This window comes from Pseudomonas sp. BS3782 TE3695, assembly GCF_050435305.1.
In the GTDB taxonomy this organism is placed as follows: Bacteria; Pseudomonadota; Gammaproteobacteria; order Pseudomonadales; family Pseudomonadaceae; genus Aquipseudomonas.
Genome location: NZ_JBNDKB010000001.1, coordinates 3,719,929 through 3,737,265 on the forward strand (window position 1 = coordinate 3,719,929; position 17,337 = coordinate 3,737,265).

At 57.4% G+C, this 17,337-nt stretch carries 16 protein-coding genes; 3 read left to right on the forward strand and 13 right to left on the reverse strand.

Annotation, left to right across the window (positions count from 1 at the left end; all coding sequences use genetic code 11):
- Window positions 1-138 precede the first annotated feature (138 nt).
- Both ABH909_RS16805 and ABH909_RS16810 read right to left on the reverse strand, forming a co-directional pair.
- The gene (locus ABH909_RS16805) at window positions 139-1,884 is read right to left on the reverse strand and encodes a phosphoethanolamine transferase CptA (protein WP_429435146.1); all 1,746 of its coding nucleotides are present in this window, start codon (window positions 1,882-1,884) and stop codon (window positions 139-141) included.
- Window positions 1,885-2,084: 200 nt separating this feature from the next.
- Window positions 2,085-2,267 (reverse strand): DUF6026 family protein, encoded by a 183-nt coding sequence (locus ABH909_RS16810; protein ID WP_008069248.1) that lies wholly within the window; start codon window positions 2,265-2,267, stop codon window positions 2,085-2,087.
- Between the two features lie 272 nt (window positions 2,268-2,539).
- Here ABH909_RS16810 and gnd point away from each other — a divergent pair, with 272 nt between their 5' ends.
- Both gnd and zwf read left to right on the forward strand, forming a co-directional pair.
- A complete protein-coding gene (gene gnd / locus ABH909_RS16815) occupies window positions 2,540-3,520 on the forward strand; it encodes a phosphogluconate dehydrogenase (NAD(+)-dependent, decarboxylating) (protein WP_429435148.1) in 981 nt (326 codons plus the stop codon).
- Complete coding sequence (gene zwf / locus ABH909_RS16820; protein ID WP_429435151.1) at window positions 3,517-5,040, forward strand: glucose-6-phosphate dehydrogenase; 1,524 nt, start codon at window positions 3,517-3,519, stop codon at window positions 5,038-5,040. The genes gnd and zwf overlap by 4 nt, the downstream gene beginning before the upstream one ends.
- A 191-nt stretch (window positions 5,041-5,231) precedes the next feature.
- Here zwf and nhaB read toward each other — a convergent pair whose 3' ends face one another.
- From nhaB to ABH909_RS16835, 3 genes are all read right to left on the reverse strand, one after another.
- Complete coding sequence (gene nhaB, locus ABH909_RS16825; RefSeq protein ID WP_429435154.1) at window positions 5,232-6,734, reverse strand: sodium/proton antiporter NhaB; 1,503 nt, start codon at window positions 6,732-6,734, stop codon at window positions 5,232-5,234.
- A 75-nt stretch (window positions 6,735-6,809) separates the two neighbouring features.
- Window positions 6,810-8,099 (reverse strand): hypothetical protein, encoded by a 1,290-nt coding sequence (locus tag ABH909_RS16830; protein ID WP_429435157.1) that lies wholly within the window; start codon window positions 8,097-8,099, stop codon window positions 6,810-6,812.
- A gap of 277 nt (window positions 8,100-8,376) precedes the next feature.
- Entirely contained in the window at window positions 8,377-8,640 is a 264-nt protein-coding gene (locus ABH909_RS16835) for a hypothetical protein (protein ID WP_429435160.1), read from the reverse strand.
- Window positions 8,641-8,982: 342 nt separating this feature from the next.
- On the opposite strand from ABH909_RS16835, the gene ABH909_RS16840 reads away from it, so the two are divergent.
- Entirely contained in the window at window positions 8,983-10,308 is a 1,326-nt protein-coding gene (locus tag ABH909_RS16840) for a sigma 54-interacting transcriptional regulator (RefSeq protein ID WP_429435162.1), read from the forward strand.
- A 117-nt stretch (window positions 10,309-10,425) separates the two neighbouring features.
- On the opposite strand, the gene ABH909_RS16845 is transcribed toward ABH909_RS16840, so the two are convergent.
- The 8 genes from ABH909_RS16845 to pnuC all read right to left on the reverse strand — a co-directional run bounded on the left by ABH909_RS16845 (window position 10,426) and on the right by pnuC (window position 17,186).
- On the reverse strand, window positions 10,426-11,706 hold the full coding sequence (locus ABH909_RS16845) for a hypothetical protein (protein ID WP_429435164.1): 1,281 nt from the start codon (window positions 11,704-11,706) through the stop codon (window positions 10,426-10,428).
- A 49-nt stretch (window positions 11,707-11,755) separates the two neighbouring features.
- The gene (locus ABH909_RS16850; protein ID WP_429435166.1) at window positions 11,756-12,493 is read right to left on the reverse strand and encodes a hypothetical protein; all 738 of its coding nucleotides are present in this window, start codon (window positions 12,491-12,493) and stop codon (window positions 11,756-11,758) included.
- Between the two features lie 32 nt (window positions 12,494-12,525).
- On the reverse strand, window positions 12,526-13,206 hold the full coding sequence (locus ABH909_RS16855; RefSeq protein WP_123496755.1) for a C39 family peptidase: 681 nt from the start codon (window positions 13,204-13,206) through the stop codon (window positions 12,526-12,528).
- A gap of 62 nt (window positions 13,207-13,268) precedes the next feature.
- On the reverse strand, window positions 13,269-14,555 hold the full coding sequence (locus ABH909_RS16860) for a heme utilization protein (RefSeq protein WP_429435169.1): 1,287 nt from the start codon (window positions 14,553-14,555) through the stop codon (window positions 13,269-13,271).
- A gap of 51 nt (window positions 14,556-14,606) precedes the next feature.
- Complete coding sequence (locus tag ABH909_RS16865; protein ID WP_429435172.1) at window positions 14,607-15,179, reverse strand: adhesin; 573 nt, start codon at window positions 15,177-15,179, stop codon at window positions 14,607-14,609.
- 1 nt (window position 15,180) lies between these two features.
- Window positions 15,181-15,621: a hypothetical protein gene (locus ABH909_RS16870; protein ID WP_429435175.1), complete on the reverse strand. Its 441-nt coding sequence runs from the start codon at window positions 15,619-15,621 to the stop codon at window positions 15,181-15,183.
- A gap of 480 nt (window positions 15,622-16,101) precedes the next feature.
- Window positions 16,102-16,626, reverse strand: coding sequence for an AAA family ATPase (locus ABH909_RS16875; protein ID WP_429435178.1), 525 nt, complete (start codon window positions 16,624-16,626; stop codon window positions 16,102-16,104).
- Entirely contained in the window at window positions 16,623-17,186 is a 564-nt protein-coding gene (gene pnuC, locus ABH909_RS16880; RefSeq protein ID WP_429435181.1) for a nicotinamide riboside transporter PnuC, read from the reverse strand. The genes ABH909_RS16875 and pnuC overlap by 4 nt, the downstream gene beginning before the upstream one ends.
- Between the last annotated feature and the right edge of the window lie 151 nt (window positions 17,187-17,337).

The following is a 17,337-nucleotide window of genomic DNA, read 5'->3' on the forward strand; positions in this document are numbered from 1 at the left end:
CGAGGGAGCTTGCTCCCGTTGGGTCGCGCAGCGACCCCTGCATTTCAAAATTAAACCGCATATGAAGGGTTTACGACTGCTTCGCAGTCGAGCGGGAGCAAGCTCCCTCGCCACGCAAGCCCGCTCCCACATGTGCAATTACTGCTGAACGACTGCCGGCGAGACAGGCGCGCCCTTGGGCTTCATCAGGCTGAAATCGATCAACGGTCGCTGCTTACGTGCATAAGGATCGCCGATCATCAATGGCCGAGGCTTGAAGCTGTCGCTGACCAGGCTTTTGCTACGGTCCAGTTCATCGAAACTCAGGCCTGCCAGATCCGCCCAAGTGTGAATCAACTGAGAGCTGCTGTAGGGCCGGCTCAGGTCGCCAGCAAAACTCCAGTCATGGGTTTCGCGCCATTTCGGCGAAGCCCAGGCCATGAATGGAATGGTGTACATCGGTGCCGTCGGTTTGCTCTCGTTGCGGCCCAGGGTTTTATGGCCAACGGAGTCGAAGACGTCTTCGCCATGGTCAGAGAGGTACAGCAGAAAGCCGTTCGGATCAGACTTGGCGTAATCCTTGATCAGGCTCGACACCACGAAGTCGTTGTACAGCACCGCATTGTCATAGCTGTTGTACGTCGGCACCTGATCGTCACGCACGCCGTCCGGAACACCTTTGCGGTCAGTGAACTTGTTGAAGGTCGGCGGGTAACGGTACTGGTAGCTCATGTGTGTGCCGAGCAAATGCACAACGATCAGCTTGCGTGGTGCCGCATCGGCCAGCGCCTTGTTGAACGGCTCGATCACGTCGCCATCGTACTGGGCGGCGTTCTGGTTGCGGTTGTTGTTCAGGTAAACCTGCTCGTCAGCCTGTTGGGAGAAGGTCGTGAGCATGGTGTTGCGCTTGGTCATGGTCTGCTGGTTGGTGATCCAGAAGGTCTTGTAACCCGCCTGCTTCATCATGCTCACCACCGACGGTGTGGACAGGTAGAGGTCGGGGTTTTCTTCGTCGGCGAACGTCAGCACCTGCTGCAACGCTTCGATGGTGTAGGGGCGCGGGGTAATGACGTTATCGAAAACCGCCAGTTGATCCTTCAGCTTGTCCAGTTCCGGGGTGGTCTGCCGAGGATAGCCGTACAGGCTCATGCGCTGACGGTTGGTGGATTCGCCGATCACCAGCACCAAGGTCGCCGGCTGATTGGCCATCGAATCGGTGAGGTTCTTGAGCGGTGGAATTTTGCTGGCGCTGTCGAGCATGGCTTGCATGCCGGCCAACGTGTCGAGGTAACGGTGATAGGCCACGGCCATTTGCCATGGCACCGCGGGCTCGATACGGGTTTCGAACTTCTCGAAGCCGCCCGCCAGACTACCGGCGCGCAACGTATGCTTGATCATCGGGTAACCGACCACCGCCAGTAGAATCGCTGTCGCCGCGACCAGAGCCTGGCCACGTGGCAGGTATACCGGACGCAAGCGGGTCCAGAGGAAGTACGCGAACGCGGTGTGGGCGAGGAATGCCGCCACCATCCACCAGGCAAAATACTGGGTCATGTACTCGCCGGCTTCAGACACGTTCGATTCGAACATGATGAAGATGACGCTCTGGGAAAACTCCTGCTGATAGATGAAGAAATAGCCGAGGCTTGCCATCGAACAGGCCCACAGCACCACGCCGATCAGCGCAGCCATCACGCGTGTTTGCCTGGGAAATAGCAGCATCGGCGCCAGCCAGATGGCGCTCATCACAAAGGCCTGGCGGAACCCGGCAAAACCAGAGGTGCCCGTCAGTTGGATCAGTAGTTGGGTAATGCCCGAAAAATACCAGAAGAACAGAAATAACCAGAGAAATCCTGTCCAATCAAAACCTTTCGCAGACGTTTCGCTGCGTTTAAACAAAGCCATTCAGCACTCCAGCCTGATAGTTACTTCGGCCGTCGGCACTTTCCCTGTCGCAGACGAACGAATGCCGCGCGGATACCGCGCGGCCACAAAGAGCCGGAGTATCGACAAGAAGGTGTGAAAACTTTGTGAGTTGGCCGGAAGCTGGCAGGTTTACAGCGGGTCGGAAACAGCAGTGGCTGCTTCCGATTCAAACGAGGGGGTCAGGCGTGGGGAGCACGCTGGGTGACAGGCAAGGGCTGAGCCTGATTACCTTGGGTCAGCAGGCGCAATTGCGCGACTTCCCGTTTCAACTGGTCGCGCTCGTCTTTCAACTGGCGCAGTTCATCGCGGCGGATCGTGACGTAAAGGGTTTGTGCTGGCAGTGCTGTGTGTACGGTGCCCATTGCTCACCTCGCAAATGGCTGTCTCAACTGTAAGTTCGCTCCCGATTTCGGGTGCTTACTTACTATCGGCGCCAATTTTGATTTCTTTTGCCCCTGAAGGGAACTTTTTTATTTTTCATGGTCGTTGTGTCTTCGATACGATTCCCGACGTTATCAGTCTGGATCGGGCACAATGCCCGGAAACTTCATCCCCATACGCTGGACTAACTCGAATGAGTCGCGTTGGGCTATAACCTTTGACACACTTTATTTGTAGTAGGGAGCATCAGTACATGCAACTCGGGATTATTGGACTGGGCCGCATGGGCGGTAATATTGCGCGGCGCCTGATGCTCAACGGACATACCACCGTTGTTTACGACCGCAATAGCGCCTTTGTCGACACCCTGGCTGAAGAAGGCGCCACCGGTGTTGCCGACTTGCCAGCCCTGGTCGCAGGTCTGGCCAAACCACGCGCGGTGTGGGTCATGCTGCCCGCCGGCGCACCGACCGAAGACACCATCGACACCCTGAGTACCTTGCTTGAAGCGGGCGATACCATCATCGACGGCGGCAACACCTTCTATAAAGATGACATCCGCCGGGCCAAAACCCTGTCGGAAAAAGGCCTGCACTACATTGACGTCGGCACCTCCGGCGGCGTCTGGGGCCTGGAGCGTGGTTACTGCATGATGATCGGTGGCGATGCCGACACCGTTAAGCGTCTTGACCCGCTGTTCGAAACGCTGGCCCCGGGCATGGGCGACATTCCGCGCACCAAGGATCGCCAGTCCGAGGACGATCGCGCCGAGCGCGGTTACATCCATGCAGGCCCCGCCGGTTCTGGCCATTTCGTGAAAATGATTCACAACGGCATCGAATACGGAATGATGCAGGCCTTCGCCGAAGGCTTTGACATCCTCAAGACCAAAGCCAGCACCAACCTGCCGGAAGATCAGCGTTTCGACCTGAACGTCGCCGACATCGCCGAGGTCTGGCGTCGTGGCAGCGTGGTGTCGTCATGGCTGCTCGACTTGACCGCCGATGCACTGGCCAGCGACCCGAAACTCGAGGGCTATTCCGGCTCAGTGGCTGACAGCGGTGAAGGTCGCTGGACCATCGAAGCCGCGATGGAGCAATCGGTGCCTGTACCGGTGCTGTCGAACTCGCTGTTCTCGCGCTACCGTTCGCGCGGGCAAGGCACCTTTGGTGACAAAATTCTCTCGGCCCAGCGCTTCGGCTTCGGCGGCCATGTGGAGACCCCGAAAAAATGAGCCATGTGATCCGCAGGAAATCCAAGGCAGAACCCGCACCGCCTACCACGCTGTTTCTGTTCGGTGCCCATGGTGATCTGGTCAAGCGCTTGCTGATGCCGGCGCTGTACAACCTGAGTCGCGACGGTTTGCTGGGAAATGGACTGCGGATCATCGGCGTTGATCACAACGCTATCAGTGACGAAGCCTTCGCTAAGAAACTCGAAGATTTCATTCGGGCGGAAGGGGCGGCCAAGGTCGGCGAGGGCGGTCTAGCCCTTGATCCGGCGTTGTGGGCCAAACTGGCCAAGCACATCAGCTACGTGCAGGGCGACTTCCTTGACGAACGCATCTACGAAGCGCTGGCGGCGAAAATTGCTGCCAGCGGCACGGGCAATGCGATTTTCTACCTGGCCACCGCGCCACGCTTTTTCAGCGAAGTGGTGCGGCGTCTGGGGGCTGCCGGATTGCTGCAAGAAACCCCCGACGCCTTCAGAAGGGTGGTAATCGAAAAACCTTTCGGCTCCGATCTGCCTACCGCAGAAGCCCTGAACGCGTGCCTGCTCAAAGTGATGACGGAAAAGCAGATCTACCGGATCGATCACTATCTGGGCAAGGAAACCGTGCAGAACATTCTGGTCAGCCGGTTCTCCAACAGCCTGTTCGAAGCCTTCTGGAACAATCATTACATCGACCACGTGCAAATCACCGCCGCCGAAACCGTCGGCGTGGAAACCCGTGGCAGTTTTTATGAGGTCACCGGCGCCCTGCGCGACATGGTGCCCAATCACCTGTTCCAATTATTGGCGATGGTGGCCATGGAACCCCCGGCCGCTTTTGGCGCCGATGCGGTACGCGGCGAAAAAGCCAAAGTCGTCGGTGCAATCCGCCCCTGGTCGGCCGAGGAAGCGCGAGCCAACTCGGTACGCGGCCAGTACACAGCCGGCGAGATCAATGGCGAGCCAGTGCCCGGTTATCGCCAGGAAACCAACGTGGCGCCCGACAGCACGACCGAAACCTATGTCGCGCTCAAAGTCATGATCGACAACTGGCGCTGGGTTGGCGTGCCGTTCTATTTGCGCACCGGCAAACGCATGAGCGCGCGCGACACCGAGATTGTCATTTGCTTCAAGCCGGCGCCGTATGCGCAGTTCCGCGACACCGAGGTCGATGAGTTGCAGCCGACTTACCTGCGGATCCAGATTCAACCCAACGAAGGCATGTGGTTCGATCTGCTGGCCAAGCGGCCGGGGCCGGCGTTGAACATGGCCAACATCGAGCTGGGTTTTGCCTACAAGGATTTTTTCCAGATGCAGCCGTCGACCGGCTATGAAACGCTGATCTACGACTGCCTGACCGGCGATCAGACGCTCTTCCAGCGCGCCGACAACATCGAGAACGGCTGGCGCGCCGTACAGCCATTCCTCGACGCCTGGCAGCAGGACGCGAGGGTGGAGAACTACGCGGCCGGCGAAGACGGACCCAAGTCTGCTGACGAGCTGCTCACCCGCGATGGTCGCGTCTGGCACAGCGTCGGATGAGCGAGATAACGCAACAGCCCATCCGTTTTCTGTAGGAACTGTGGGAACTGTGGGAGCTGTAGGAACTGTAGGAACTGTAGGAGCTGTCGAGTGAAACGAGGCTGCGATCTTTTGATCTTGTCTTTAAACATGAAAATCAAAAGATCGCAGCCTCGTTTCACTCGACAGCTCCTACATGGAATATTGCGGTGTTACAGCCAGTAACTCACCGCATACCATCCCAACACGCCCATCACCACGGTGTAAGGCAGCGCCATCCATACCATCCGCCCGTACGACAGGCGAATCAGCGGGGCAATCGCCGAGGTCAGCAGGAACAGGAACGCCGCCTGACCATTAGGCGTCGCCACGCTCGGCAGGTTGGTGCCGGTATTGATCGCAATCGCCAGGATTTCAAATTGTTCGCGGCTCATTTGGCCGGCGAGGAAAGCCTGTTTCACTTCCGTAATGTAAATGGTCGCCACGAACACATTGTCGCTAATGGCCGACAGCAAGCCATTGGCAATAAACAACATGCCTGGCTGTTGATCGATCGGAAGGGCCAGCACCCAATGAAGCACCGGAGCGAATAATTTCTGATCCTGAATCACCGCCACCACCGCAAAAAACACCACCAGCAGCGCGGTGAACGGCATGGCATCCCTGAAGGCATTGCCGATGCGATGTTCATCGGTGATGCCGGTGAACGCGGTGATCAGCACGATCACCATCAAACCGATCAAGCCGACTTCGGCCACGTGAAACGCCAGCCCGACAATCAGAATCAACGCTGCCGCGCCCTGCACCAGCAACGCAGCGCGCTGACGTGCAGTGCGTGCGGCGTTGTCTTCGGCGGCGTAGTTGGCCAGTACCGCACGTACATTGTCCGGCAGCAGCGTGCCATAACCGAACCAGCGCAGTTTCTCCAGCAGCACGCAGGTCACCAGACCGGCTGCCAGTACCGGCAACGACACCGGTGCGACCTTCAAAAAGAATTCGGCGAAGTGCCAACCCATTTCATGGCCGATCAACAGGTTCTGCGGCTCGCCAACCAGGGTGCACACACCGCCCAACGCAGTGCCGACAGCGCCGTGCATCAGCAGGCTGCGCAGGAAGGCGCGAAACTGTTCGAGGTCGGCATGATGGAGCGTGGGCAAGTGCCGGTCATCGCTGATTTCGCTGTCCTGACGCGGATCGCCGCCCGAGGCGACACGGTGATACACCGAATAGAAACCCACCGCCGCACTGATGATCACCGCCGTCACGGTCAACGCATCGAGAAATGCCGACAGAAACGCGGAAAGGAAACAGAACATCAAAGCCAGTAGCGCCTTGGAGCGAACTTCCAACAACAAGCGCGAGAAGAGAAACAGCAGCAGGTCTTTCATGAAATAGATGCCCGCCACCATGAACATCAGCAGCAAGATCACCGGGAAGTTGTGGACCAGCTCATCATAGAGTGCCTGGGGCGTGGTCATTTTCAGCAGCAATGCTTCGACCAGTAACAACCCGCCGGGCATCAATGGGTAACATTTGAGCGCCATGGCCAGGGTGAAAATAAACTCCACCACCAATAACCAGCCGGCCGCTACCGGCCCGACCGTCCACAACACCACCGCGTTGAGAATCAGGAAGCCGATAATGCTCGTCTTGTACCAACGAGGTGAGTGTCCGAGAAAGTTATGCGCGAAAGCCTGAGCCATTGAACCGGACATCGGCTACTCCTTGTATTAAGAAGCGCGCAAGTTGCCGTAAGAGCAACAGAAGATCAAGTGCGGAATGACGTTGGCCTAACACTGATAACGCGCGACGATCGCACGGCAGTTTCCGTCCAGTGAATAGCCGCCGATGACAATGCGACCGTCGGCCTGAATGGCCAATGAAGTGGCCGTATGCGGACCGTGACCCAGGCGTGTACGAAACCAGCCAATGCCCTTGGCAAAACTGCGATCGGGTTGCCCGCTGGGTAAGTATCGGGCAAAAACGAGATCGTCTTCGACCCTGCCGACCGTCGCTCCGACTGTCAGCACTCGCCCGTCTGGCTGAACCCCGGCGGCGGTCCAGTGGCAGTCGCTACGGCCGACGCCCAAGAGCTTTGGCTGACCACCGTTGCAATGAATATCCGGCCGGCCATTACTGTGAACTTTCAGAGACAGGCAGAGCATCGGGTCGCGACTGCTGCCAAAGCAATGCAAGTCACCGTTTTCATGCTGGACGATCTGGCAGACCCGGGCGCTGTGTTCGCGCACCTTGAAGGTCATGAAACCATCCACGGCAAAGCGGTCGTCCAGTTGGCCATCCGGGTGATAACGCGCCAACAGACCTTCCTCGGGAACATTGATTGTGCCGCTCACCAGGATCCGACCGTCGCGCTGCACCATCAGGCTACAGAGCCAGGTGTTCATTAGCAGGTGCCGGACCATGACGAAACCACGGCCGTTGAAACTGTCGTCCAGCGAACCGTCGGCGTTGAGTCGTATCAGCATGCCGGCGTGATCGGCCAGGTCGAAGTGATGATTGGCCAGCAGCAGGATTCGACCGTCCTCCTGTACGCAGACATCACAGGCTTCAGCGCCCGGCACGCCGCGCGGTAACCAGGCATCGCGAGCGCCCCGGGAAAGATCACCCGGCAGGCGCACCACACAGCATCCATTGTCGCCAAAACCCTGGACCGGACAGCCTTGCTGATCGAACATCGCCAAGGCAGGCAGTGTACGGTGAGCATTTTCGTAATGCAGGCCGGCCACCAGAATGTGCCCGTCGGGCAACACCCGCACCTTGCCGGCCATCGCCTCGAAGCCGTGGGCGAACTGCCCGCTGATGCTGCCTTGTTTGCCGAATGTCAGATCCGCCGAACCCTCTGCAAGCAGGCGGGCCAGGCCGAAGCGATAGCCGCCCGGCGTACCGACCTTTGCCGCCACCAGCAATCGGCCGACAGAGTCAATCGCAATGTCATTGGCCATGCTGGAGAGGCTGCCGGAAAAATACACTTGAGTCTTGCCCGTGCCAGCGAAACTCGCATCGAGCCGTTCGGCGCCATTCACGGTTGCAGGTAAGGCAAAAGCAGTCTGGGGTGACATGCATGCATCTCCTTGCCAGTCGTCCTCATCCGGGTGCCCGGAGGGTGACTGCCTGAGCAAAACATTCAATCCCTGAATGACTCGGCGCACAACTGTTTTCATGAGCCGCAGAGGGGGCGTTTTGTGCCAGAACAGTGTCTTTTCGAACCACTGAAAAGCTTGCCAAGTAATCCGGCGGTGAGACGTTAAACAGGGGAGGGTATTGCGCAGCTGACAGTAGAAAATCGTCAACTAAAAGAAGGGGTGCGGATTGCCGGGTGGCAATCCGCGAAAACACTTAGTGCGGCATGGACCATGATTGCAATGTGTAACCTTCCTGGCTCAATTCGGCACGGGCCTCTTCCAGCACGTGTTCGAGTTGCTCTGGATCGGAATAGGCGCTGCTTGGAATTTGTTTGCGGCTGATGCGCGTGTTGGTGCGATCAATGATGGCCAGGTTTAGTTCGCTACCGTCTTGTAGAGCCCAGGCCACGCATTGAAAGGGTTGGAATGCGCGGTCAGCAATCAAAAGTGCTTCGTTGATACGGAGCGGGGCGTTCATGGGATCTTCTCTCTCTATGCCCAAACAAGTGATGTGCCGTCGGTTGGGCTTACCGTTCGGCTGGTTACTTGTACTGATGTCCGTAACCAGTGTTTAGGTCACACACAATCAAAAGAAATTTTAACTTTTATTGATTGAATCGGTAATCAGGCCGCTTTTGAAAGCTGAATGAAAGGATCAACCCGTTAGGCAACTAACCAACTCGTTTCTTATAACTAATAAGCAAACAACCCTATAAGCAATCGATACAAGCTCGCGTCAAATTCTTGCTAGTGTTACATCGAAGCCCGCCAAATGACTGTTTTTACTAATATTTCCTAAATTTGGCGTCAAGGAACAGTCATGATTGAAGCGCCTGCCTTACGACGTCTTTTAGTAGTGGATCCTTGCGACGACTGCCACCGCTTGTTGCCGGGTTTACGCGCCGTTGGATGGGATGTCGACAGCTGTACGCTGGAAAACGCCACTGAACGAACCTGCGATGTCGGTCTGTTGCGCTTGCAGCCATTTCATCTGGAACGCCCGGAAGCCGTCAAGGAATTGATCACCCGTAGCGGTACCGAATGGATTGCAGTGCTGAATCAGGAAGTCCTGCGATTGCAAAATGTCGGGGACTTCGTCTGCGAATGGTTTTTTGACTTCCATACCTTGCCGTTCGATGTCTCGCGGGTTCAGGTCACCCTGGGCCGAGCGTTCGGCATGGCACGCTTGCGCGGCCAGGGCACGGTGCATATCGATCAGCCTGAACATGAGTTGCTGGGCGACAGTAAACCGATTCGCGAGCTGCGCAAATTGCTCAGCAAACTGGCACCCACCGAATCCCCCGTGCTAATTCGCGGCGAAAGCGGGACCGGCAAGGAATTGGTCGCTCGCACTCTGCATCGACAATCCCAGCGTCACAGCAAACCGTTCGTGGCGATCAACTGCGGAGCGATTCCCGAACACTTGATCCAGTCCGAACTGTTCGGTCATGAGAAGGGCGCCTTTACCGGTGCTCATCAGCGCAAGGTCGGGCGGATCGAGGCGGCTAACGGCGGAACGCTGTTTCTCGATGAAATCGGTGATTTGCCCTTGGAGCTGCAAGCCAATCTGCTGCGCTTCCTGCAGGAAAAACACATTGAGCGTGTAGGGGGGCACCATCCTATTCCGGTGGATGTGCGGGTATTGGCGGCAACGCACGTCGACCTGGAAGCGGCCATCGAGAAGAAACGCTTTCGCGAAGATCTTTACTACCGCTTGAACGTTCTGCAAGTCATCACCGTGCCGCTACGTGAACGCCATGGTGATCTTTCGATGTTGGCCAATCACTTTTCCCATTTCTACAGCCATGAAACCGGTCGTCGTCCGCGCAGCTTCAGCGAAGACGCGCTGATCGCCATGGGCAAGCACGACTGGCCGGGCAATGTCCGCGAGTTAGCCAACCGGGTACGGCGTGGACTGGTTCTGGCCGAAGGACGGCAGATCGAAGCCCGGGACCTGGGGTTGATCAGCCAGCACGCCATTGCCGCGCCGATGGGCACGCTGGAAGACTACAAGTGCCGGGCAGAGCGCCAGGCCTTATGCGATGTACTTAACCGCCACAGCGATAATTTGAGCAACGCCGCCAAGGTGCTGGGCGTGTCCAGACCTACTTTTTACCGTTTGTTGCACAAGCATCAGATACGTTGAGCGATTGCGGGCCCGGAGTGAGGTTTGCCCGCGAAGAGCGATCTTCGCGGGCAAACCTCACGCCTACAGGATCAACAAAAAAACCGCCAAAAAAGCCGGCATATGGTGTGTGCCGGATCAGAAGTAGTACGGGAATTTCAGGCTAAAGGAAAAGTCAGGCGAGTCGTCGGTCAGGCCGATGGCCAGGTTGGGAACGATCGTCAGGTTATCGGTCGCGGCCAGGGTCATGCCGATGTTGAAGTTGGCCGAGTTGTAATCGCTGTTGGTAATCGATTGCCAGTCGCCACCGTCCGGCTTGATCTTGCTCTTGCTGGCGAACTGATCGGTGAACGAGAACGACATACTCATCTTCTCGTTCAAGGCGAAGGCAATACCCGCGCCGATCTGCCAGGAATCGCCCAGTTTCACGTCCCCTGGCACCTTGGAGTTGACCTGAGGGCTGATGTCGCTGAAAGAGTCTTCCATGTTGTAGGTGTAGGACAGGCTGCCGAACAGTACAGCCGGGTCGAAGCTCTTGACCAGCGAGAGCCCCGGAGTGATCGACCAGATACCATTGCCGGTAGGCAACTCCTCGGGTACCGAGAGGTTATCGTTGTTCGGGTCATTGACCAGCTTGATGCCGTAAGGGTCTTCACCGGTTGGCGCCTTGACGCGCAGAGTAAAGACCGCGTCCGGCAGATTGGCCGACTCATCCAGAAACTTGTAGGCAACGCCAACGTTGATATCGCCAATGGTCGGATCGCGGGTCACGGTTGCGTCCGACGTCACCGGGCCTGCGCCACCGGCGCCACCGGAGGAATACGTTGATTCGCGATACACCACGGGGACATTAATGTCGAACTGCCAACGTTGTGCCACGTTGTAGCGGGCGGTCAGGTCCAGGGTCCAGTTATCCGCCTTGATACGGTCGAGGTTGATGTTGCCAAGGAAAATCGAGTCCAGTGCCAGGAAGCCGTTGAGTACCAATGCGCGGGTATCGTAGTGCGTGTATGTCAGGCCGGTTTCGAAGCTGAACTTGCCGCCACCGAAGAAGCCGCTGGCTTCGTCATACAGGTTGGAAACGCTTTGCGCAGGCTCCGAGTCATCCTTGAGCGACTGGCCGTATGAACTGCCCGTGGTTCCCGGCGCCCCGGCGGCCACTGCCTGACCACCACCGGGCGTTTCTGCGGGGGATTTGGTCAGGCGTTTGGGGGCAGGCGTCGCAGGTGTTTCTTCGACTTGGCGAATGCGCTGCTCGAGTACCATCAGCGCGTTCTGTTGTGCTTCGTAACGCTGTTTCAACTCCATGAGTTCTTGTTTTAGTGCTTCGACCTGGGGGTCCGGTGCTGCATACAGCAACGGGACCGGGGCCAGGCTACTCAAACAAACGATAGCTCTGAACGTCAACGATCGGTGCATGGGTTAACCGTCCCTTTTCTGACTACGTCTGGATGACACTGAGCGTAGATCAGAATCCTTGAGTGCGAAGACCTTTGAGCTGGTCGAGGTTGCCGTTCAGCGACCCGGTTGTCACGTTGTCACGCAGCACGACATTGAAAGTCGTGAGGTTGTTGACCTGGTTACCGCCGCCGAGCAACGTCGTGTTCTGCATCAGCCCGCCCTGGGCCAGGCGCTGTTCGGTGCTGCCCTGGTTATTGTTGGCGACGATGTTGAGTTGCACCCCCGTAACGGTCGAGGAAACGCTCAACGCGCCCGCGCCATTGGCGCTGACCAACGTCGAGCCTGCGGCCAACGCTTGGCCCTGCTGTTGCGTTGCTGGCGCCTGACTCGCTTTTGTGACGTTGATCTGAACGTTGTTGTAGGCACTGTTGTGGTCGCCGGCAGCACGCACGACTTGAGTGACGCCTTCGGTGGTGTTGAGGCCATTGCCGCCAGTGACGGTGCCAGTGCCTTGCGAACTCGTTGAGCCATTACCCTTTTCATTGATCATCGATACATAGAACTGTGGCTTGATGGTCGATTGTTGAATTTGCATCGAGGACGTTGCCCCGATCACTTCACCGTTGGCATTTTGCCAAGTGCTGGTCATGACAATGCCAAAACTGATAATCCGCCCTGGCATGACATAGCGGCCACGCAGGGTCGCCAATTCCTGATCCTTCAGCTCAATGGGTTTGAACGTCTGTGCCTGGGTCGGGAGGCTGGCGGCCAGGCAAACCACGGCCAGCCAGAGTGGAGTCTTCATGGGATGCTCCCGGAGCGTCGTGCTCCTTGTTATCAGAAGAAGTCGCTTTGGATGAATCCAAAATCCATCAATTCTGCGTCTCGCACCGGCGTGAAGGCGTTGATGCGGTTCTTGGCCGTCAGTGGCATGGGTGGGTCGAGCAACGCATTGGCTTTGTCGTAACCCTGGCCGATGACGGCAAAGATGATGCCGTTCCAGCCTTTTACAAAGTCGTCGACTTTGTAGCGTTTATGACCGAGTACCGGATCTCCGATATAGACCCAGCCCTTGTGAACTCTTTGCATGACCACAAAGTGTTTGTAGCCACGGATATCCAGAAGCACCACAACCGGAATTCTGATGTCGCTCAACGTTTGTGGCGCTACCCGGTAGCCACGGGCCCGCATGCCGATACTTTCCACGTAACGCTTCATATCGAGCATGGAGAAGCCCTGGACACGGACAAGATCCTGATCGGAATGTGCCAGCATGCCTTCGATGATCTGTTCTTCATTCACGTCCAGCCAATAGGCTTGGCGCAATATGGTTGCCAGCGCAGCTGCGCCGCAACTGAAGTCGGTTTTCTGTTGCACCAGGTCGGCAAACTTACGCTCGCGAATGCTCTGAATCGGCTTGTACACCACCGCGCCACCCGGCAGGACGGACAGCGGCATTTGTGCAGCCTCGCTCACACTGGCCACACACAGCAAAAATGCCAAGGCAATAATGCGCATGGAAGGACGCCTTCTGGTGGTGTTGAAACAGGCCCCCGTGAGGGGGCCTTCAGAGACAGCCATTAGAACGAGTTGTTGGAGATGGCCAACGAGTTGCTTTGTTGGTTGCCCACACCCGCAGCCACGTTGACGCCCAGGTTGCCACTGCCACCATTCACCGAACCGTTCAGGCTTGCGGTGTTGGTCACAGGGTTGGCCCAGCCAGTTGGAGTCAGCACTTGATAGGAATAGGTGTTGCTCAAATCAAAAGAACTGCTCTCGCTGTAGCTTTTTGATTTTTCGTACGAAGATTCGGACTCTTTACTGCCCGATTTTTCGAACGAGGAGGCCGACGAGCTCTCCCACGACTTATCGAACGATCTTTCGAACGAGGAGTCGCTCGATCTTTCACGCGATGCGTCGAAATCGGCATCGATCGATGCGTCAACCGATACGTCGACAGTCCTGGTGCGGGTGCGATCGCCATTGCCATTGTTCCAGGTAACGGTTCTGGTGGCATTCGCAGACGCATCCAAAGCAGCACTCAAAGAAGCACTGCGGCTGGAGCTGCTGTCCGAGCTTCTGAAGCCGCTCGCATCGGAGCTTCTGGAACCGCTTGCCTCAGCGCTCCTGGAACCACTCACATCGAAGCTCGAAGAAGCGCTTTGGTTAACGCTCAAATCGGAAGACTTGTCGCGAGAGGAACTACCGCTGGCCGTTGTGGTAACGGTTATCGTATCCAGGCGAGTTGTCCGATCGGCGTTGTTATTCACCACCAAGCCAGGACCTTGTTGATCGGCAGAGGCGGTGGCAGTTGCGTTACCAAGCGGGGCATTGGTGTTGGCAATGGCCATGGTGTTTTTCTGTTGGTTGAGATCGCCGCCAGCAATGTTGATACCCATATTGCCGCTGCCGCCATTCCCCGATCCGTTCATCACGGCAGAGGCTGTACTACCGAAGTTGTTGACCCTGTTGTTGTTGCTGTATTGCGTGACGTCGGCGGTGGCTGTCGCCGTGCCGAACACGAAGCTGTTGTCCTGACTGGAGTTTGAGGCAGCATTGGCGATGGCGGACGCGTTGTCTTGCTGGTTGCCACTACCGGCCGCCACGTTGACGCCGACGTTGCCGCTGGCGCCTGTGGCAGAGCTGTTCATTTCAGCTTCGTTGATCGTCCCCTCGTTACGGATGCGGTTGCCGGTACTGCTCTGGTTATCCCACGCTTCGGCCGTCGCATAGACAGGGATCTTTGTTGGAGGAGGGGGTTTATGACCGTGGTGGTGGTCGTTGTCACGCTGCCCAGCTTGTACAGCAACAGCCATGACCGCAGCAATTGCGAAAACCAGAGGCTTGAGTGCCATCGAAGGTTTCATGGTGATTCTCCGTACTTATTTTAGGTTAAGTGTTGTGTCTACCTGTTTGGATCAATCCATGACCCGTACGCTCAGGGTGTTGGCCATTCGGTTTCCCACCCCGGAGCTCTGATTCAACTGGATCACCCCACGGCTACCGGTGAAGGCCTGATCGCTGGTAGCGACCTGGCGATTGCCTGGTGCAGAGTCAGTTGGATCGGAGTTGTTGATCAGCGTCACGTTCTGCTGCATGAGGACGCTGTCGTCGATACTTTGCGGCTGTGAACTGATACTTATCCGCAGGGCATTGGCTTGCTGGTTGCTGGCGCCTGCGCTCTGGTTGACGCCCAGTACACCGTTGCCGTGGCTGAAGGAGTCGCCTTGAATGCTGGACCGAGCATCGATCCTGGGGTCGACCTGCGTACGCAGCCGTTGGCGAATCTGGGTGGTGGCGCTGGCATTGTTGCCAATGGCGATGGCCCGGGCGTTGGCTTGTTGCTGCTGATCGCCCGCAGCCTGGTTGACCGAGAGGATGCCCTGGTGCCGCATGCCCGAACCGTCGATTTCGGCGTTATTGATGATGGGAGACTGGGCAAAGGTCGATGCACTGCAAAACAGGGCCATCATCAGCAGCGTACGATTCATCTCAACGGTCTCCCGTGATGACTTTCAGAGCACCCAGCCCTTGCTGGACATTTGAATTGACCATGTTGGCAATGCCGTTGCCCGAGTTTCCCGAACGTCCAGCGGGGAGGTTGGAAAGCTGGGTCTGGTTGGCGATATTGCCGCCCAGGTTGTCGTGGGTGCCTTGAGTGACCAGGCGGGAGATACCGGCACCACTGGCGACATTGGCAAAGTCGCCGTCGCTCAACTCGTTCGTTTGCCTGAGAACTTGTCTGGACGGGTTGGCGTTTGCGGTCGTGGGGCTGGGGTCGGGAATCACCGGTGCACGCGTTGCCATGCGCGGCTGGACATCACGTTTGATAATAATGATGCCGTTGTCAGCCTGTACGGGCAGGCTGACACTTGAGCCCAGTGCACATCCGATCAGTAGCAGGCTAAAGATGCTGTTATCAAATGTCCCCACGGCGGCAATTCCTTCTTTGATGTGGGCGGGTCCCAATCAACGTTTCGAAGGAGCGAGCGAAAGCTGTGCCGGTTTTCGATTGTCGTTTCGATTCAGAGGGTTATCGATCAACGCTAGTGGATCGATGAAAGGATGTTTCAGGTCTGAGACAACCTGTGGCAAGGCAATACCGATAAGAGATTGCAATAGCACTGGATCCAAGCTTTCTGCGGGATGTATCAGCGCTCTAACACATCGGATCAGAAGATGATGACCAGCGTTGAAACGGGTTGTTCGAGAGAGGGCGGTGTTTCAGAAGCGGACGTATTTGCAAAAATACTGCAACAAATGCTGGAGGCGTGTGCCAGCAAGTCTAGTCAAGCGCAATCCCTGTGGGAGCGGGCTTGCCCGCGAAAGCGGTGTGTCAGGCGACATCAATATTGATTGTGCCGCCGTCTTCGCGGGCAAGCCCGCTCCCACAGGATCTGGGTGAGGGCCGGCTCAGCGCCCGAGCAGCCGCGTGACGGCTTGCAGTGCCTGAAACCGGCGTTCGGCCCAATCGCCCTGAAGCACTTGAACAGGTTGTCGATGCTGCTCCAGCCAGGCTTGAGTCGCGTTGAAAAAAGCCCGGCGTTCCTCCAGCTCGGGCTGACACCGTTGACCATCATCGGTCCAGTCGACCAGTTCGGGCGACAGCAGCAAGTGCAGGTCATAGTGCCGAGCCAGCAGCGCTTGCTCGAGCCAGGCCGGGCAATCGCCAAACAGGGTTTCGCTCCAGAGCATATTGCTCAACAAGTGAGTATCGAGAATCAGCAAAGACGGCCTCAGGGCACGAGCGTCGTCTTCCCATTGCAACTGACCGCGAGCGATTTCGGGGATATCGGCCGGGCAGGTGTCGCGCGCCTCCTGCTCAATGAACCAGCGCACGTATTCACCCACCAGCACACCACCGAATTGCTGTTGCAGTTCGGCGGCCAGCCAGCTCTTGCCGCTGGATTCAGGCCCCGTCAGTACCAATACTTTCATGTGCGCAACGCCGGGTCGGTGCGCCATGTCCGCCAGCCATGCACCGCCAGCAGAGCGAACGCCCCATACAGGCCCGCAGTCAAGTACAGCTCTTTGTAGACGAACAGGCCAACAAAAATGATGTCCAGCGCGATCCACAGCGGCCAGCATTGCAGACGTTTTTGCGCCATCCATAACTGAGCCACCAGGCTAAAACCGGTCAGTGCCGCATCGAGCCAGGGCTGCGCAGCATCGGTCCAGTGGGCCATCGCGGCGCCCAGCAGCAAACTGCCGACTGCGCCGACGGCCAGCCCGAGCGCAATGGATTTGCCATCGAGCAGGCTGACATGCCGCTTGCCATGAGTCGCGGTCCCTTGGGTCCACTGCCACCAGCCGTAGATCTGCAAACCGGCGTAGATCACTTGCAGCAGCATGTCCGAATACAGCTTCACTTCGAAAAAGATCCAGCTATACAGCAACACCATGACCAGACCGATCGGCCAGCACCAGGGGTTCTGTTTGACCGTCAACCAGACGGCAATCACGCCGAGGGCGGCAGCAAACAGTTCAAGCCCGGACATGGAGGTTCCTTGGTGTCGTAAAAATGAGGGGGAGCGAATTGTACCCGGATTGCGGGGAATGGGCTTGTTGTGGGGAAGGGGGCTTGCCAATGCCAGTCAAATGAAACGCAGTCCCTGTGGGAGCGGGCTTGCTCGCGAAGGCGGCGGCACA

What these genes read in the sequence shown, in the direction of transcription:
- ABH909_RS16805 (WP_429435146.1), bottom strand. Translation starts at nt 1,884, where the DNA reads ATGGCTTTGTTTAAACGCAGCGAAACGTCTGCGAAAGGTTTTGATTGG.
- ABH909_RS16810 (WP_008069248.1), bottom strand. Translation starts at nt 2,267, where the DNA reads ATGGGCACCGTACACACAGCACTGCCAGCACAAACCCTTTACGTCACG.
- gnd (WP_429435148.1), top strand. Translation starts at nt 2,540, where the DNA reads ATGCAACTCGGGATTATTGGACTGGGCCGCATGGGCGGTAATATTGCG.
- zwf (WP_429435151.1), top strand. Translation starts at nt 3,517, where the DNA reads ATGAGCCATGTGATCCGCAGGAAATCCAAGGCAGAACCCGCACCGCCT.
- nhaB (WP_429435154.1), bottom strand. Translation starts at nt 6,734, where the DNA reads ATGTCCGGTTCAATGGCTCAGGCTTTCGCGCATAACTTTCTCGGACAC.
- ABH909_RS16830 (WP_429435157.1), bottom strand. Translation starts at nt 8,099, where the DNA reads ATGTCACCCCAGACTGCTTTTGCCTTACCTGCAACCGTGAATGGCGCC.
- ABH909_RS16835 (WP_429435160.1), bottom strand. Translation starts at nt 8,640, where the DNA reads ATGAACGCCCCGCTCCGTATCAACGAAGCACTTTTGATTGCTGACCGC.
- ABH909_RS16840 (WP_429435162.1), top strand. Translation starts at nt 8,983, where the DNA reads ATGATTGAAGCGCCTGCCTTACGACGTCTTTTAGTAGTGGATCCTTGC.
- ABH909_RS16845 (WP_429435164.1), bottom strand. Translation starts at nt 11,706, where the DNA reads ATGCACCGATCGTTGACGTTCAGAGCTATCGTTTGTTTGAGTAGCCTG.
- ABH909_RS16850 (WP_429435166.1), bottom strand. Translation starts at nt 12,493, where the DNA reads ATGAAGACTCCACTCTGGCTGGCCGTGGTTTGCCTGGCCGCCAGCCTC.
- ABH909_RS16855 (WP_123496755.1), bottom strand. Translation starts at nt 13,206, where the DNA reads ATGCGCATTATTGCCTTGGCATTTTTGCTGTGTGTGGCCAGTGTGAGC.
- ABH909_RS16860 (WP_429435169.1), bottom strand. Translation starts at nt 14,555, where the DNA reads ATGAAACCTTCGATGGCACTCAAGCCTCTGGTTTTCGCAATTGCTGCG.
- ABH909_RS16865 (WP_429435172.1), bottom strand. Translation starts at nt 15,179, where the DNA reads ATGAATCGTACGCTGCTGATGATGGCCCTGTTTTGCAGTGCATCGACC.
- ABH909_RS16875 (WP_429435178.1), bottom strand. Translation starts at nt 16,626, where the DNA reads ATGAAAGTATTGGTACTGACGGGGCCTGAATCCAGCGGCAAGAGCTGG.
- pnuC (WP_429435181.1), bottom strand. Translation starts at nt 17,186, where the DNA reads ATGTCCGGGCTTGAACTGTTTGCTGCCGCCCTCGGCGTGATTGCCGTC.